General features: G+C 32.1%; 12 protein-coding genes and 1 pseudogene. 2 read left to right on the top strand and 11 right to left on the bottom strand.

The features are described 5' to 3' along the window. Window positions 1-3: 3 nt before the first annotated feature. Both AC0L4B_RS08785 and mnmA read right to left on the bottom strand, forming a co-directional pair. Window positions 4-1635, bottom strand: a complete 1632-nt coding sequence (locus AC0L4B_RS08785) for a S8 family serine peptidase (RefSeq protein ID WP_473436587.1) — start codon at window positions 1633-1635, stop codon at window positions 4-6. A gap of 25 nt (window positions 1636-1660) precedes the next feature. Beyond that, window positions 1661-2878: a tRNA 2-thiouridine(34) synthase MnmA gene (mnmA, locus tag AC0L4B_RS08780; RefSeq protein ID WP_473439422.1), complete on the bottom strand. Its 1218-nt coding sequence runs from the start codon at window positions 2876-2878 to the stop codon at window positions 1661-1663. 151 nt (window positions 2879-3029) lie between these two features. Between mnmA and AC0L4B_RS08775 the strand changes: the two genes are divergently transcribed. Further along, a complete protein-coding gene (locus AC0L4B_RS08775; protein ID WP_473436586.1) occupies window positions 3030-4001 on the top strand; it encodes a fasciclin domain-containing protein in 972 nt (323 codons plus the stop codon). Window positions 4002-4040: 39 nt separating this feature from the next. On the opposite strand, the gene AC0L4B_RS08770 is transcribed toward AC0L4B_RS08775, so the two are convergent. The 3 genes and pseudogenes from AC0L4B_RS08770 to AC0L4B_RS08760 form a co-directional block, all read right to left on the bottom strand. Further along, a complete protein-coding gene (locus tag AC0L4B_RS08770) occupies window positions 4041-4787 on the bottom strand; it encodes a toxin-antitoxin system YwqK family antitoxin (RefSeq protein ID WP_473436585.1) in 747 nt (248 codons plus the stop codon). A 133-nt stretch (window positions 4788-4920) separates the two neighbouring features. Continuing rightward, window positions 4921-6822, bottom strand: a pseudogene (yidC, locus tag AC0L4B_RS08765) (membrane protein insertase YidC); the annotation flags it as partial. A 91-nt stretch (window positions 6823-6913) separates the two neighbouring features. Further along, on the bottom strand, window positions 6914-8530 hold the full coding sequence (locus AC0L4B_RS08760; RefSeq protein WP_473436584.1) for a CTP synthase: 1617 nt from the start codon (window positions 8528-8530) through the stop codon (window positions 6914-6916). A gap of 267 nt (window positions 8531-8797) precedes the next feature. On the opposite strand from AC0L4B_RS08760, the gene AC0L4B_RS08755 reads away from it, so the two are divergent. Then, complete coding sequence (locus tag AC0L4B_RS08755; protein ID WP_473436583.1) at window positions 8798-10426, top strand: DUF4874 domain-containing protein; 1629 nt, start codon at window positions 8798-8800, stop codon at window positions 10424-10426. Window positions 10427-10529: 103 nt separating this feature from the next. Here AC0L4B_RS08755 and AC0L4B_RS08750 read toward each other — a convergent pair whose 3' ends face one another. The 6 genes from AC0L4B_RS08750 to AC0L4B_RS08725 form a co-directional block, all read right to left on the bottom strand. Next, the gene (locus tag AC0L4B_RS08750) at window positions 10530-10766 is read right to left on the bottom strand and encodes a DUF3820 family protein (protein ID WP_036598481.1); all 237 of its coding nucleotides are present in this window, start codon (window positions 10764-10766) and stop codon (window positions 10530-10532) included. A gap of 2 nt (window positions 10767-10768) precedes the next feature. Next, a complete protein-coding gene (locus AC0L4B_RS08745; RefSeq protein WP_473436582.1) occupies window positions 10769-11308 on the bottom strand; it encodes a DUF922 domain-containing protein in 540 nt (179 codons plus the stop codon). Between the two features lie 38 nt (window positions 11309-11346). After that, window positions 11347-12165, bottom strand: a complete 819-nt coding sequence (locus tag AC0L4B_RS08740) for a type 1 periplasmic-binding domain-containing protein (RefSeq protein ID WP_473436581.1) — start codon at window positions 12163-12165, stop codon at window positions 11347-11349. A gap of 41 nt (window positions 12166-12206) precedes the next feature. After that, window positions 12207-13283: a LysM peptidoglycan-binding domain-containing protein gene (locus AC0L4B_RS08735; RefSeq protein ID WP_473436580.1), complete on the bottom strand. Its 1077-nt coding sequence runs from the start codon at window positions 13281-13283 to the stop codon at window positions 12207-12209. 140 nt (window positions 13284-13423) lie between these two features. Continuing rightward, on the bottom strand, window positions 13424-14959 hold the full coding sequence (gene guaA / locus AC0L4B_RS08730; protein WP_473436579.1) for a glutamine-hydrolyzing GMP synthase: 1536 nt from the start codon (window positions 14957-14959) through the stop codon (window positions 13424-13426). A gap of 80 nt (window positions 14960-15039) precedes the next feature. Continuing rightward, a complete protein-coding gene (locus AC0L4B_RS08725) occupies window positions 15040-16413 on the bottom strand; it encodes a pyridoxal phosphate-dependent decarboxylase family protein (RefSeq protein ID WP_473436578.1) in 1374 nt (457 codons plus the stop codon). Window position 16414: the final 1 nt, after the last annotated feature.

Here is a 16414-nt window from a genome sequence, read left to right as displayed (position 1 = left end):
CTTTTACTTTTTAATAATTTTTTTAGTAATTGACAGGCCTTCTGCTTCAATTTTAATTAAATAGACACCTTTAGACAATACTGATGTATTTATCTTTTTATTAATTGCATTGACTTTAGTATCGATTACTTTTTTACCTAAAACATTATACATTTTTATACTAGCTTCTTCAAATTGACTAGGAATTTCGACTGTTAATTGATTGACAACAGGATTAGGATATAGTTTTAGTGTTGTGTTTTGGGTATCAAATTCATCTAAAGATAATCCTTCAGCTAAAGCCAAAGCTAAATCTGGAATACCATAACCTAAGAAAAAATCTGGTGTGGAGTACTGTGATGCTGACTCGCGTACCAATTGCATAATTTCGGCATTCGTTTTATTAGGTAATGCTTGCCATAAACAGACAATTCCTCCTGCTAAAATTGGAGCACTAAACGAGGTTCCGTTTAAAGTTGTTATAGCATCATTAGTATTTATAACATAACTAGCTTGACCTTGAGCTACAACATCTGGTTTTTGTGTTGGTTGAGCACTACTACCTCTTGAACTAAAAGACGCATAAGTCCCATTAGCTTGCACTGCACCAATACTAAATACACCTGAAGCATCTGCTGGTGCACCAACAATTTGCCAACTACCACTACCTGAATTTCCTGCAGAATTAACCACTAGTATTCCTTTTTCAAAAGCAATATTAGCGCCTTTTGTAATGTAAGCAGTATTACCATCCATCTGAGCTGGAGTATAACTGTAATTAGGATTATCAAATGTTGTATAGCCTAAAGACGAATTTATTACATCTACACCTAAACTATCTGCACGTTCTGCAGCTTCAACCCAAAGACTTTCTTCCAAAGGTGTTTCAGTTGCTGCATCTTCTGTTCTAAATAAATAATATGTTGCGTCTGGAGCTGTACCTACAAATTGATCTTGAATAAATCCAGCCATATCACTTAATACCCAAGTTCCGTGAGAATTACCTGTGTAAGCATAAACGTTTGAATTTCTATCTACAAAATCATAACCTCCAGCAATTCCATTTGCATCTCTTAAACGTTGAAAACCATTCATAGTTTCAACATTAGGAAAACCAGCATCAATAACTGCTACCGTCATTCCTGTACCTGTGTAATTATTGATATTTTGGTGTAAATGATCTACTCCAATCATGGTTACTTGATTAGAGGTATTACCATAAGTAAAGTCTGTTAAACTAGCTTCAAAATCGTGTTTATTTTGGTTTTGAGCAGGACGTGCATTTAAACTTGAATCTGCAAAATCTATAGTACTTACAATAGAACTACCATTAACCATAACAGCTGACAAAGCATTAATGTCAGTTTGAGTACCCAAAACATGTAAAGCATTAAACCATTTAGATTTTGAAACTACTGTAATACCTGTTTGAGATTTTATTGCTGATATGTAAGCTTCATCAACAGGAACATCTCTAAAATCTACAGTTACATTATGTGCTGCTTTACGATCTAATGCTTTTTGAGTTAAAATAGAAATAGGATTAGCTAAAGCTGTTGCACTATCAGGTTTGTCTGATAAATACACCCAAGCATGTTCTTGTGCATGAGTTCCAATTGAAAATATTATAAAGAAAAACAAGTAAAAGTGTTTCATAGCAATAACGATTTGTTACTGCAATTTAAGAAATTACACCAGAACCAACTAATTCTTCATCTAAATACCAAGCAACAAATTGACCTTCTGTAATTGCAGATTGAGGGTTTTCAAACTGAACGTAAAGCCCAGATTCTACTTTATACAAGGTCGCATTTTCAAGTGGTTGCCTGTATCTAATTCTGGCTAAAACTTGCATACTTTGATCGTTTTCTAAAGCCAAATCTTGTCTAACCCAATGTAACTCATCATTGGATACAAATAGTGTTTTTTTAAATAAACCAGGATGAGAAGCACCTTGACCTGTATAAATCACGTTTTCGTTTACATCTGTATCAATTACAAATAAAGGCTCGACTGTACCACCAACTGCTAATCCTTTACGCTGACCTTTTGTAAAATAATGTGCTCCTTGATGTTTACCCATTATTTTACCTTCAGCCACTTGGTAACTTGGCTTTCTGGATTGATATTGCAGTTCTTCTAACTTGTTATTAAAAGTCGGTAAAGTTTCGTTGTAAAACGAATTATCTTTAGGTATTTCAACTATAACACCTTCTTTAGGCTTCAGTTGTTGTTGTAAAAACTCTGGTAATCTTACTTTACCTATAAAACATAAACCTTGTGAGTCTTTTTTATCTGCTGTTGTAAGTTCTTGCTCTTTAGCAATGGCTCTTACTTCTGGTTTTAATAATTCACCAACTGGAAATAATGCTTTTGCTAACTGTGCTTGAGATAATTGACATAAAAAATAAGATTGATCTTTATTACTGTCCTTTCCTGCTAGTAATTGGTGTACTTCTTGACCATCTTTAGTTATTGTAGTTTTACGACAATAATGTCCTGTTGCAACATAATCCGCACCTAAATCTAATGCTATTTTCATAAAAACATCAAACTTAATTTCTCTATTACATAACACATCAGGATTAGGTGTACGACCTTTTTCATACTCGTCAAACATATAATCTACGATACGTTCTTTATACTGTTCACTTAAATCAACAGTTTGAAAAGGAATACCTAATTTTTCTGCTACTAACATAGCATCATTACTATCATCTAACCATGGACATTCATCTGATATAGTAACAGAATCATCATGCCAGTTTTTCATAAATAGCCCAATAACCTCATAGCCTTGCTCCTTTAATAAATAAGCAGCAACACTAGAATCTACACCTCCTGACAATCCAACAACAACTCTTTTTTTCATGACTAATTTTAAATAGACTGCAAAGATAAGTTTTTATATAAAATCTATTAGCATAAACAAGAATTGGATTACCTATCAAGCAAACTGTAAAACAATCATTTATAAAATTTTAACAAATATTTAAGTTGTTTTGTTTAATCTTTTGATAGATTTGTTAAACAAAATAAAACGAAAAAATATGAAAACTATCAAAAAATTATCACTGCTATTATTAGCAACATTTGCATTTGTATCTTGTAGCGACGACGATGACGCACAACAAATACCAGAACAACAATTAAATATTGTTGAAACTGCGCAAGCTACACCAAGCTTAAGTATTTTAGTTGAAGCTGCTGTACAAGTTGGATTAGTAGATGCTTTATCTGCATCTGGAGACAAAACTGTATTAGCACCAACAAACGATGCCTTTACAGCTTTTTTAGATGCTAAAGGTTTTGCATCTTTAGAAGATGTACCAGATGAAGTATTAACACAAATTTTATTAAACCACGTTATTGATGGATCTAACATCATGTCTTCTGACTTAACAGGAAGCACTGGATACACAACAACTTTAGCATCTGGACCAAATAACACTAATTTAAGTTTGTTTTGGGATGGTACTTCTGGAGTAACGTTTAATGGAATGTCTAACGTAGCAGCAGCAGATATAAGCACATCAAACGGAATTGTTCATGTAGTTGATGCTGTAATTGATTTACCAACAATAGCAACATTTGCAACGTCAAACCCAAACTTAACAAACTTAGTAGCTGCATTACAATATGCTGACTCTGGTATGCCAACAGTACCTTATATTACTACAGTTTCTGATTCTGAAGCTGGACCTTTTACAGTATTTGCACCTACTGATACTGCTTTTGGAGATTTATTAGTAGAGCTTAATGTAACAGCTTTAACAGACCTTGATACAGCTACAGTTGACGCTGTTTTAACTTATCATATTGTTGCTGCAAACGTACAATCATCTATGCTTGCTTCTGGAACTGTTACCACGTTAGGAGGAGACATTACTGCAGATGCTACAGCATTCACTTTAACTGATGCCAATGATAGAGTTAGTAATATAATAACAAGTCTAGTAGATATTCAAGCTATAAATGGTGTTGTACATGCTATTGACCAAGTTATATTACCACCTCAATAATATTTAGTGTGGTTTATTATAACATTACCCTAAACAATGTTATAATAAATTTAAAAGCCGACTTAAAATTAAGTCGGCTTTTTTATATAAACTATTTAAGAAATCATCTTTTTTATCTAAATCTTTTTCCTCTACTAATTCACCATCTTTATAACGTTTCCAAACACAACATTTAACGTCATTTTTATAATGACCTTCTTTTGATATTTGACCACTTTTATTATAAGTTTTGTAGACACCATCATACATATCTTCTTTAAATGTCACACTTTTAATTAGTGTTCCATTTTCTGCATACCATTTAGACTCGCCATTTAGCATACCGTTTTTATATAATGCTAATTCAGCAACCTGACCACTTAAGTAATATACCAACTTTTGACCTTCAAGTTTACCGTTATTATTATAATTTTCTTCAGTCATCACTTGATCAGAATTTTTATGATAAATAACCCATTTACCAATATAATTACGACCACGCATTTGACCTTCGCTTATCTTAGCTTTATTACTTGCTAAAAAAGTAACTTGAGCCAAATCATTAGTCTCGTTAAAAACTTTAGTGGCAGTTAAAACAGCTTTTCCGTCTATGTTTTTATAAAATTTAAAGGTACCAACCTCTTTACCATGATCAAACTGACCTTGATAACGTAAAACTTTAGTGTTTTTAAAAGTCTTTTTCCAAGCTCCATGACGTTGACCATTGTCATCAAACTGATTAAACTCCTGAGAAAAACCTACAGTAGTAGTAATTAAAACAATAATTAAAAGTGTTATTTTTTTCATTTTAATAAATATTATATCGCTTTCGCGGAAATCAAGCCTTTAACCTTAACGTTAATAAGACACTTTTGTTATAACAAAAAAGCTGCCATACTAAAATATAGCAGACAGCTTTTATATGATAAATAATAAGAAATTACTTTCTTTTATTTTTTTGTTGCATTTGTTTTTGCTTTTCAGCTTGTTCCATCATATCCTTCATACGTTTTTGAAACTTGCTTTCTTTTTTAGGTTTTGCTTTTTGAACCTGAATGTTAGCGTGTATTTTTTCTTCATCTAAAATATAATTCTTGATGACTAATAAAATACCAATACTAATTAAATTAGAAATAAAGTAGTATAAACTTAATCCTGATGCATACTGATTAAAGAAAATTAACATCATTATTGGAGCAAAGTATATCATATACTTCATCATTTTAGCCATATCTGGCATCCCTTCTTGCTGTGGCGCAGACATTTGATTTTGTCCAGTTGTTAACTTCATATAGAAGAAAATAGCAATAGCAGCCAAAATCGGGAATAAACTAACGTGGTCTCCATATAACGGAATGTTAAACGGAAGCTCTGCAATAACATCATAAGAAGATAAATCTTCAGCCCATAAAAACTTTTTCTGTCTTAAAGCAAAAGCTGTAGGGAAAAACATAAATAAAGCATAAAACACAGGCATTTGTATTAAAGCTGGTAAACATCCTGCTAAAGGACTTGCTCCTGCTTTGTTTTGAAGCGCCATAGTTTCTTGCTGAGCCTTCATTTTATTGTCTTTATACTTTTCTCTGATGGCATCTAATTCAGGTTTTAACACCTTCAATTTCATTTGAGATAAATATTGTTTGTATTGTACAAACGACATTGCAAGCTTGATAATTACAGTCATAACTATAATAGCTACACCATAAGGTAAAAATGAACTTAAACCACTAAATAAAGGAATAAATAAAAACTTGTTAATCCATCCAAAAATTCCCCATCCAAAAGGGATACTTTCTTCTAGATTATTATCGTATTGTTTTAAAATCTGACTATCCGTTGGACCATAATATAATTTTAAATTATTGTTTATGGCTGCTCCACTTAATGCTAAAGCGGTTTTAGTAGAAAATTGTTTGGTAAATACTGAATCTACTTCTTCATCTTCAACTAAATTTTTAGACGTAATAGCAACTTCTTTAAAAGGCTTATCACTTACTAAGATTGTACTAAAAAAGTGTTGTCTATAAGATAACCAATCTACATCTTCTTCAGTTTCATCATCATCTCCCATTTGAGATAATTTATCTACATCACCATCTGTTTTGTATGTTAAACGAGTGTATCTATTCTCGTAACTTATACTTTGATCGTGTCTATATGTTTTTTGTGTCCAATCTAAATTAATTGGATTTGAGGTATTAATTGCAGTTTCTAAACCTTGAGATTTAATGGTAAAATCTACCATATAGTCGTTTGGTTTAATTACATAATTATATTCTAAAAACTTATTTTGTGCAGTTTTTAGTTTCATGGATACTATAGTGTTTTCACCACTTTTAGTAACTGTAGGCTGAAAATATAAATCTTTAGTATTTAAAGTACGATTGTCTGTAGTTTGAAACTGAATATTAAATACAGAGTTACCATCTTTAACTAAATAGATTGGTACTTGATTAAAATCTACAAACTCTTTAAGTTTAACTTCTGATAAGTGACCACCTTTTGTATTAAATTTTAAATCTAAAACTTGATTGCTAACCGTTAACTCATCATCATTAAATGTTGATGTTGCTGCTGAAAAGGCAAAATCACCAATTTTAGATTGTAAAGCTGCAACTTGAGCTGAATCTGTTGGCTTAGCAAAGTCTAAAGCTGTAGTTACTTTAGTATCATTTGCATTAGCAGTGTTAGCTTTTGCTTTTTTATCAGCTTCAATTTGTGCTTGTTTTTCGGCTTCTTGTGCTTCAATTTCTTCAGCACTTGGTTGATTTTGCCACATCATAAACAATAAGATTCCGAATATTAAAACGAAACCTATTATTGACTTGACGTCTAGTTTTTTTCTTCCATATTGTTTGGTTCCTCTTACTTATTATGAGGAATTATTATTAGTCAAATATTTGACCATATTTAATTAGGTGTCAAATTGACACTTATTTTTTCTTACTATGCTTTAAACTTGCTTTTACAAATGCCACAAATAAAGGATGTGGATTGGCAACTGTACTTTTATATTCTGGATGATATTGTACACCAACAAACCAAGGATGAGAAGGATTTTCTACAATTTCTACAAGTTTAGTATCAGGATTGTATCCTGTTGCTTTTAATCCTGCTGCTTCAATCTGAGCTTTAAAAGTACTGTTAAACTCGTATCTATGTCTGTGACGTTCTTTAATATCTTGAGATTGATAAACCTTGTAAGCAATGGTATCTTTTTCTATATGGCAATCCCAAGCACCAAGACGCATAGTTCCTCCCATGTCTGTAATGGTTTTTTGATCTTCCATGATATCTATTACTGGATTGGTAGTATCAGGATTCATTTCTGTCGAGCTAGCATCTGTTAATCCCATTACGTTACGACAAAACTCGATAACTGCCATTTGCATACCTAAACAAATTCCTAAAAAAGGAATATTATTTTCACGCACGTATTTGATAGCTGTAATTTTACCTTCTATACCACGTTCTCCAAAACCTGGAGCTACTAAAACACCATCCAAATGCGATAATTTCATTTTAATATTATCTGCATTCAAGTATTCTGAGTGCACTGATTCTACATTGACTTTAACTTCATTTTCTGCTCCTGCATGAATAAAGGCTTCTAAAATAGATTTATAAGAATCTTGTAACTCTACATACTTACCTATTAAACCAATTGTAATTTCTGATTTTGGATTTTTATGTCTTTTTACAAATTTATTCCAGTTTGTTAAATCTGGAACATCACTATTTAATGCTAATTTTTTAAGTACAACTTGATCAAGTTTTTCTTCAAGCATTAAATTTGGTACATCATAAATTGTTGATGCATCAATAGATTGTATGATTGCCTCTTCACGTACATTACAAAATAATGCTAATTTACGTTTAAGGTCTGATGGTAATTCATGCTCTGTACGACATACTAAAATGTCTGCTTGCACACCACTTTCCATCAATGTTTTTACACTGTGTTGTGTTGGTTTAGTTTTTAACTCACCAGCAGCTGTTAAATAAGGGATTAATGTCAAGTGAATAACTAAAGCGTTATTATCTCCTAAATCCCATTTTAATTGTCTTACCGCTTCAATGTATGGTAAAGACTCTATATCTCCAACGGTTCCTCCTATTTCGGTAATTACGATATCGTAATCACCTGAGTTTCCTAAAATTTGGATTCTATTTTTTATTTCGTCTGTTATATGCGGTATTACCTGAACCGTTTTACCTAAAAATTCACCTTTACGTTCGCGATTAATTACGCTTTGGTAAATACGACCTGTCGTTACGTTATTAGCTTGACTGGTTGGTACGTTTAAAAAACGCTCGTAGTGTCCTAAATCTAAATCGGTCTCTGCTCCATCATCAGTGACGTAGCATTCACCATGTTCATACGGATTTAGCGTACCTGGATCGACGTTAATGTAAGGGTCTAATTTTTGGATTGTGGTTCTGTAACCTTGTGCTTGAAGTAGCTTAGCTAAAGATGCTGCTATAATTCCTTTTCCTAAGGAAGATGTTACTCCTCCTGTTACAAATATGTACTTAGTTTCTGGTGTCATGTTGCGTTGTTAAACGCGAGCAAATTTACGATTTTTAAGTGGAACGTGTTGGTGTTTCTTGTTTTATTTTTAGAAGAATTTATAGTTAACTTTTATAATTGTCTAATAGCTTTATGAGATTGAGATTGTAGTATTATAAAAGGCAATTTAATAACTAATAACTTTAAACAAATAACATTTAAATCACAGATTTTTAATACTATAAAAATCTATTTATTGTAATTAATCGTATATAAAAACAAGTATTGTTAATCACATCATACAACCATGAAAAAACCACTTTTATTACTTTTACTTTTATTTCAAGCTATTTTATCGGGACAAACTGTAAACTACACTCCATCTACAGATATTATTACAAATCCAGAACGTGGCCTGCAAAAATATTCTATAACTGCAAGTGATTATGCAACAATTGATGGTGCAAATAATTTTTCGGTTACAACATTAAATAATTGGAAAACTAGTGCAGATAAAGTAACTGTTGTTTATCGTTACTTCTTACTTGATAGCTTTTTAAATGAAGACATTAGCGCTACTTACTTAAATAATATACAGACAGATTTTGATAATGTTAGAACAGCAGGTCTTAAAATTATTGTAAGATTCTCTTATTCTAATGAACAAGGTTCCGAAGCTCAACAACCTACCAAATCACAAATATTAACTCATATCTCTCAACTATCTGCTATTCTAAATAATAATAAGGATATTATATTTTCTCTTCAAGCTGGTTTTATTGGTACTTGGGGAGAATGGTACTATACAAACTCTAACGAATTTGGGACCGATGGAAACATATCTGCAACCCAATGGGCTAATCGTAAAGACATTGTAGATGCCATGTTAGCTGCGACTCCAATAGAGATACCTATTCAGGTTAGATATGCTGGTATTAAGACAAATATGTATGGTAATACCCAATTAACAGAACAATCTGCTTACCAAAATACTGCAAATGCAAGAGTTGGTTTTTATAATGATGCTTTTTTAAATAATTATGGTGATCAAGGTACTTACAATACTGATGAGTGTACTAACCCTGTTGGCAATACACAATACAATTATTTGTCTAATGAAACTAAATATTTGCCAATGACAGGAGAGACCAATGGATTAAACCCTTGTGATAACGGATTTAGAACCACTGGAGCTAATGCTATTTACGAAATGGGTTTGACTAATTGGACCACTTTAAACAGAGATTATCATCAAGACTTCTGGAATCAATTAAATACAAATGAATACAATGAAATCCTTAAAAACTTAGGGTATCGATTTGTTTTAAATTCGTCATCAATAACACAATCGGGATCTGATATTGATTTAACCTTAAACATTACCAATATTGGTTTTGCCAGACCTTTTAAAGAAAGAAATGCTTATTTGGTATTAAAGAATACGACAACAGATGACATAACTACCTATTTAATAAACTCGGATATTAGGACATGGGAATCTACAGTTACAATTAATCAAGTTTTCAATATTGGTGTAACTGGGGCTTTTCAACTATACCTTTGGCTACCAGACATCAACACAACCATATCGACTAATCCAGATTATAGTATTCAGTTTGCAAATTCAGGTTTATGGGATGCTACAACAGGCTACAATGATTTGTTACAAACTGTAACTTTAAATACACTTGGAGTTGAGGATTTTGAATTAAATAATTTTTCAATATTTCCAAATCCTACTTCAGATTTCATAACAATTCAATTAAAAAACTCTAGCAAAGAAAAAGTTAAAATATATAATATGATTGGTCAACTGGTTAAAGAAACTACTGTTTTAGATAACCAAAAACTAGATGTTTCTGACTTAGTAAACGGAATATATATTATTAGTTTGGCTGATAAAAAATCGATAACTCATAAATTTATCAAGCAATAATTAGCTTCAAAATATAAATACTGTAATCTTTTTTTAAAAACTACTTTTATCTAATATTTGATATGGGGAATTTAAAATTCGCCATATCAAATTAATTAAAATCTTATTTACTAGGGTATTGCTTCTTAATATTCCAAATCAAATCTTCTAATCCATTTACTTTAAGTGTGTAAACGGTCTCAAGCATTTCGCCTAATTTTCCTTTTGGAAAACCTTTATTACGATACCAAACAACATAATGTTCTGGAAGGTTTATTAAAAATCTATCTTTATATTTTCCAAAAGGCATTTTAGTATGTGCCAATTTTATTAAAAAATCTTTATCAGGCTGAAGCTGCATTATTATTTAGATTTAAATTTTGAAAGAACTAATAATTGCTTTGCAATACTATCTTTCCATTTTTTTTGACCTTCGTAATTAATTGAGTATTCGCTTTCAATATCATACTTATTTTGCGTAGCAGCTAACTCGGCATCTATAGTTTCATGGAGAGTTTGTAAAGTTTGTGGAAGTGTGCGATGTGGTTGTATTTTAGAAATGCGTTGTCTAAACAATCTTGCATGTAATTCTGTAATATCAAAATGCAATTGTTCGTGAACTAAAACATGATCATCTACTTGATCCAACTTACACCAAGAATGTTCTGGATAAAAAAAGGCTTTAACTATAGTTTTAAAGCCTTTTATAATTTTATTTTCTCTTTGAATTGAATAGCTGAATGTTATTCCTGAAGCAGTCACTGCTACTGCATCATTACCAGCTATAGGTTTTCCTTTAAAGTCTGACCAAGTTAATTTGTAGTCTTCACTCCAAGATAACTCTTCCATTACATCATTTTGTAATAGCAAAAAACTGGCAACTACTAAAACATATTTAATCATAGGCGCAATATGTAATCAACGTAAATTGACTAAAATTATTATTTTACCTCAACAATTCTTAAATCTTTGTATTGTACAATGTAAACTGTATTGTTGTAATAACCACCAAACAACTCTTTTTTATAAGCAAACTTATTCTCCACATAAGTTGTTAAAGGAGATTGAATTGCAGATAAATACAAATCTTCTGAAGTCACCAATCTTAACACTATATCCATAGTCAAATCAAAACCTCTAACTGCATAAGTTGATGGTGTTTCATGATATAACGTCTTGTAACGTTTAGCAAAACTATTGTTATCATTCTCACTAAATGACTTGTTAATAGAGGCATAAGTAAAGTTTAAATTTGATAAATGCATGTTACTAACCTCATCGTCTTCAAAAGCTTTAGTTTTATCTATTGTTGTTAAGACAATTTGTTTTGTTGGTTTTATTAGTGAATTTAAAACACTTGAAACATTAGACACAAAACCTGCATTAGCTGTTTCTAAAAACACTACATTCTTACCTGTCTTAAGTTTTCTTTCTATATCAGAATCCATAATATAATAAGCATCAGCTCCTGTTTTGTACACTTTTCTTGACATAACAATTGATGCCTTAGGAAAACTCTTTTTAAGAGATGTAGCAGTTTCTTTATTTTTGATATCAGAAATAATTATAAAGTGAGAGGTAGTATCTGCTTTAAAATACTCTAATAATTTCTCTTTCAATAATGTCTCTGATGGTCTAGATTGAAATACATTATCTCCTAGATTTACTGTTTTAGTAATAGGTGAAACTAGTGGTATATTTTTACTTTTTAATGTTGCTGCAGCAGAATTAAATAACTTTGAATCTACTGGTCCAATCACTACATCTACATCATCAAAGTCACTTGATTTTACTATTGAATTTACTGTACTTTCTCTTTTTCGGTATCATAAACATCAACTTTTAGATTAACACCTAAAGAAGACAAACTATCTAAAGCTATTTTAACACCTGAATAAAAATCCAAGGACATATTAACATAAGCATCTGTCTTAATTATCTTTTTGGCATCATAGATTGAGTCCGAATTAACTTCATTTAACTTAAAAGGTAACATTATAGCAACATGCTTGGTTGCTAAATCTAATTGACGTGTTGTTAAGTCTGACACTAGTAACGAATCTGCCACAACTGAAGGATCTAATCCTTGATTAATAGCTGTAATATTAGCGTCAAAAGGCACTTTTAAAACCATACCTGGTTTTAAACCTGTTGTTGCTAAATCAGGATTTAATTGCTCTAATTGCTCTTGAGTTAATCCTGTTTTTATTTTTAATCTATAAAAACCTTCTGCTGGTAAAACTGTATAATAGCTATATTTCTCATCAACAACTTTTACATCTTCTACTTCTAAATTTGGAACATTTACCACATCTCCTGGTTGTAATACCTCTGCCATTTCAGGATTTAAATCTTCTAAATCCTGAACAGTGATACCATATTGGTAAGCAATACGCCACTTTCCTTCTTTTGGTTTTACAGTATATTTTGTTACAGAGGATTTAGTAGTAACTTCTTTAGATACTTTATAAATCGGAATTTTTATTTTGTCTCCTTTACGTAAACTGTTTGAGTATAAATCTGGATTGTGCTTTTTAATTTCCTCTTGTGCAACGTCATACTTTTTAGACAAACTGTAAAGTGTTTCTTTACGCTTTACTTTGTGTGTTTTAAAACCTTCTAAAGTTTTAACCTCTGTGACTGTTGGTCTATTGGGTACTAATGCAGCATTAGGAATTATTAAAACAGCATTAGGTTTTAACTCCTTTCTTGCATCTGGATTTAAAGCATATATTTGAGATTTTGTTACTTTATATTTTGTAGCAATCTCTTCTATAGTTTCACCTGTTTGTACTTTGTGCGTTTTATAATTTTGCGCTTTTGCTGAAGCACAGCCAAATAATACAATTATACTTAATATGTATATTAATTTTCTCATATGTTATTTATACGTTTCAAACTGCGTTAGCGGTTGTAATGGCATCCTTTTTTTGCTGCCATATATGGCAAAAAAAGATATAATGTAAAACGCGACCCTTGTGGTAACGCCCTAATTATTTTAACCCTAATCAAGTTATCTTATTCCCACTCTATTGTTGCTGGTGGTTTGCTACTTATATCGTAAACTACTCTATTAACTCCTTTTACTTTATTTATTATATCGTTACTTGTTTTTTGTAAAAACTCGTAAGGTAAATTTACCCAGTCTGCTGTCATACCATCTGTGCTTTCTACTGCACGTAAGGCTACACATTTTTCATAGGTACGCTCGTCTCCCATTACTCCTACACTATTTACTGGTAGTAAAATAGCTCCTGCTTGCCATACTTTGTCATATAATCCTGACTCACGTAATCCATTTATAAATACAGCATCTACGTCTTGTAATATTTGTACTTTTTCGGCTGTGATGTCTCCTAAAATTCTGATTGCTAAACCTGGTCCAGGAAAAGGATGACGTCCTAATAAATCTTTATCCATACCCATTGATGCACCTACACGTCTTACTTCATCTTTAAATAAAGCACGAAGAGGCTCTACAATTTGTAATTTCATGTAGTCAGGTAAACCGCCTACATTATGGTGACTTTTAATTGTTGCACTTGGTCCTCCTGTTGCGCTTACGCTTTCAATAACATCAGGATAAATAGTCCCTTGTGCTAACCATTTTACGTCTTGAATTAAATGAGCTTCGTCATCAAAAACCTCAATAAACGTTTTACCAATAGCTTTACGTTTTAATTCTGGATCACTCAATCCTGCTAATGCATCCAAAAAGCGTGCCGAAGCATCTACACCTTTTACATTTAAGCCCATCCCTTTGTACTGTTCTAGTACATCTGTAAATTCGTTTTTACGTAATAACCCGTTATTTACAAATATGCAATATAGGTTTTCACCTATTGCTTTGTGTAATAACATTGCTGCTACTGAACTGTCTACACCACCTGATAATCCTAAGACAACTTTATCGTCTCCTAATTTAGCTTGTAGATCATCAACGGTTTCTTGTACAAATGCATTAGGTGTCCAATCTGGATTAACATTAGCTATGTTAACTAAAAAGTTTTCTAGCAATTGTTTACCGTCTGAACTGTGATACACTTCTGGGTGAAACTGAATGGCATAAGTTGTTTCGCCTTCAATTTTATAAGCTGCATTTTGTACATCATGTGTACTTGCTAATAATTTACCATTTTCTGGTAATTGTTTAATGGTGTCACTATGGCTCATCCATACTTGACTTCCAACCTGAATACCTTCTAAAAAGGCTTCGTTATCTTGAACAAAACTTAAGTTAGCACGTCCATATTCACGTGTGTTAGATTCTGCTACTTCACCTCCTGAAAAGTGTGCTAAATATTGTGCACCATAGCAGACTGCTAACATTGGTTTTTTTCCTCTAATGTCTGATAAATCTGGATGAAAAGCATCCTCAGATCTTACAGACATTGGGCTACCAGACAGTATTACTGCTTTGTAGTCGTCTACATTTTTTGGTGGTTTGTTAAAAGGGTGTATTTCGGAATAGATGTTAAGCTCTCTAACTCTGCGCGCAATTAGTTGTGTATATTGCGATCCGAAATCTAAAATAAGTACTTTGTCGTGTTGCATGCACAAAAATAGTAATTGTGCGGAAAAATACTATTTAAGATATATGAAATTTACACTATTTTTTCAACAATTTTAATTTACTATTTCATAGACTCTAAAATAGCCTTAATATCTTGTTCTGTAGTGTCTGGATTTATAAAGCAAAAACGCGAAACGGTTTCAAAAGTGTCTCCTGTTTTCCATTTTGTAGGTGTTACTAAAGCAAATCCTTTATCATGGTTGGCAAACGTCCAATCTCTATAGTCATTTGGTGTCCAACCTTTACGTCTGTATAAGACACAAGATAAGCTTGGCTCTCTAACCAACTCGACATGATCCATCTCTTTAATTAACTGTCCAGAAATTGTAGCTAATTCCAAACCTCTTTCAACTGCTTGTTTATATCTATCGGTACCATGAGTAGCCAAACTAAACCATAATGGCAACCCTCTAACACGACGTGTTAGTTGTATTTGATAATCTGTAGGATTAAAACCATGTGCACCTTCGTCTTTAAAGATATCTAAATAAGAACCTTCTTGCGCATGAGCTTTTTTTGCTAATTCTGGTTGTTTATAGATTACAGCACCACAGTCATAAGGTGAAAACATCCACTTATGTGGATCAATGGTAATACTATCCGCCTTTTCAATTCCGTTAAACAAATGTCTAACAGAATCTGCTGCTAAAGCTCCTCCTCCATAAGCAGCATCAACATGAAACCACAAACCTTCTGATTGACAGATAGTTGCAATACCTTCTAAATCGTCAATAATTCCTGCATTGGTTGTTCCTCCTGTTGCTACAACAGCAAATAGACGTTGTTTTTGATTAGCTGTTAACGTGTTTAAGGTTTGTTGTAATGCACTACCTTTTAATCGGTCTTCAGTATCAACTAATAACACATCAACATCCACTACTTTAGCCATAGCTTTAATTGATGAATGTGCTCCAATTGAGGTTATTATCAAACCTTTTTCGGATTTATTTTGATCGTTTAAACTTCGCCAATATTCTCTTGCTGTTACAATTGCAGATAAATTTGCTGCTGTACCACCACTTGTAAATACTCCAAATGCACCTTCAGGCAAACCTGTTAAGGATACAATCCATTTCATGGCTTCGTTTTCGCAAAAAATCCCTCCAGCTCCTTCCATCCAATACGCGCCATGAATACTTGAGGCAGAAGTCACTAAATCAAATAAAATAGAAGCTCTGGTTGGAGATGCTGGTACAAATGCTAAATGACGTGGATGATCTATTTTTACATTAGCATGCATTAAATGTTGCTTCCATAGATTAAATGCTGTTTCTCCACCAATTCCTTTATCTGTAACGGTATCACCAACTAAAGCTTTTAGTGTTGCTGCTTTTTGTGGTTTACCAATAACGTCTTCGGTTTTGGAAATACGATCAATAGTATATTTCATGACGTCTAGCGTCATTTCAACTAAATCTAAATCTATTTTATGCATG

Source organism: Olleya sp. NP1-10 (assembly GCF_055804415.1).
The sequence above is the reverse complement of the archived record's forward strand: the minus strand, read 5'-3'. Positions and strand labels throughout refer to the sequence as shown.

Excerpts from the sequence above, each read along its gene's own strand:
- AC0L4B_RS08785 (WP_473436587.1), bottom strand. The coding sequence starts at position 1,635 with ATGAAACACTTTTACTTGTTTTTCTTTATAATATTTTCAATTGGAACT.
- guaA (WP_473436579.1), bottom strand. The coding sequence starts at position 14,959 with ATGCAACACGACAAAGTACTTATTTTAGATTTCGGATCGCAATATACA.
- AC0L4B_RS08760 (WP_473436584.1), bottom strand. The coding sequence starts at position 8,530 with ATGACACCAGAAACTAAGTACATATTTGTAACAGGAGGAGTAACATCT.
- AC0L4B_RS08735 (WP_473436580.1), bottom strand. The coding sequence starts at position 13,283 with ATGAGAAAATTAATATACATATTAAGTATAATTGTATTATTTGGCTGT.
- AC0L4B_RS08725 (WP_473436578.1), bottom strand. The coding sequence starts at position 16,413 with ATGCATAAAATAGATTTAGATTTAGTTGAAATGACGCTAGACGTCATG.
- AC0L4B_RS08755 (WP_473436583.1), top strand. The coding sequence starts at position 8,798 with ATGAAAAAACCACTTTTATTACTTTTACTTTTATTTCAAGCTATTTTA.
- AC0L4B_RS08775 (WP_473436586.1), top strand. The coding sequence starts at position 3,030 with ATGAAAACTATCAAAAAATTATCACTGCTATTATTAGCAACATTTGCA.
- AC0L4B_RS08745 (WP_473436582.1), bottom strand. The coding sequence starts at position 11,308 with ATGATTAAATATGTTTTAGTAGTTGCCAGTTTTTTGCTATTACAAAAT.
- AC0L4B_RS08750 (WP_036598481.1), bottom strand. The coding sequence starts at position 10,766 with ATGCAGCTTCAGCCTGATAAAGATTTTTTAATAAAATTGGCACATACT.
- AC0L4B_RS08770 (WP_473436585.1), bottom strand. The coding sequence starts at position 4,787 with ATGAAAAAAATAACACTTTTAATTATTGTTTTAATTACTACTACTGTA.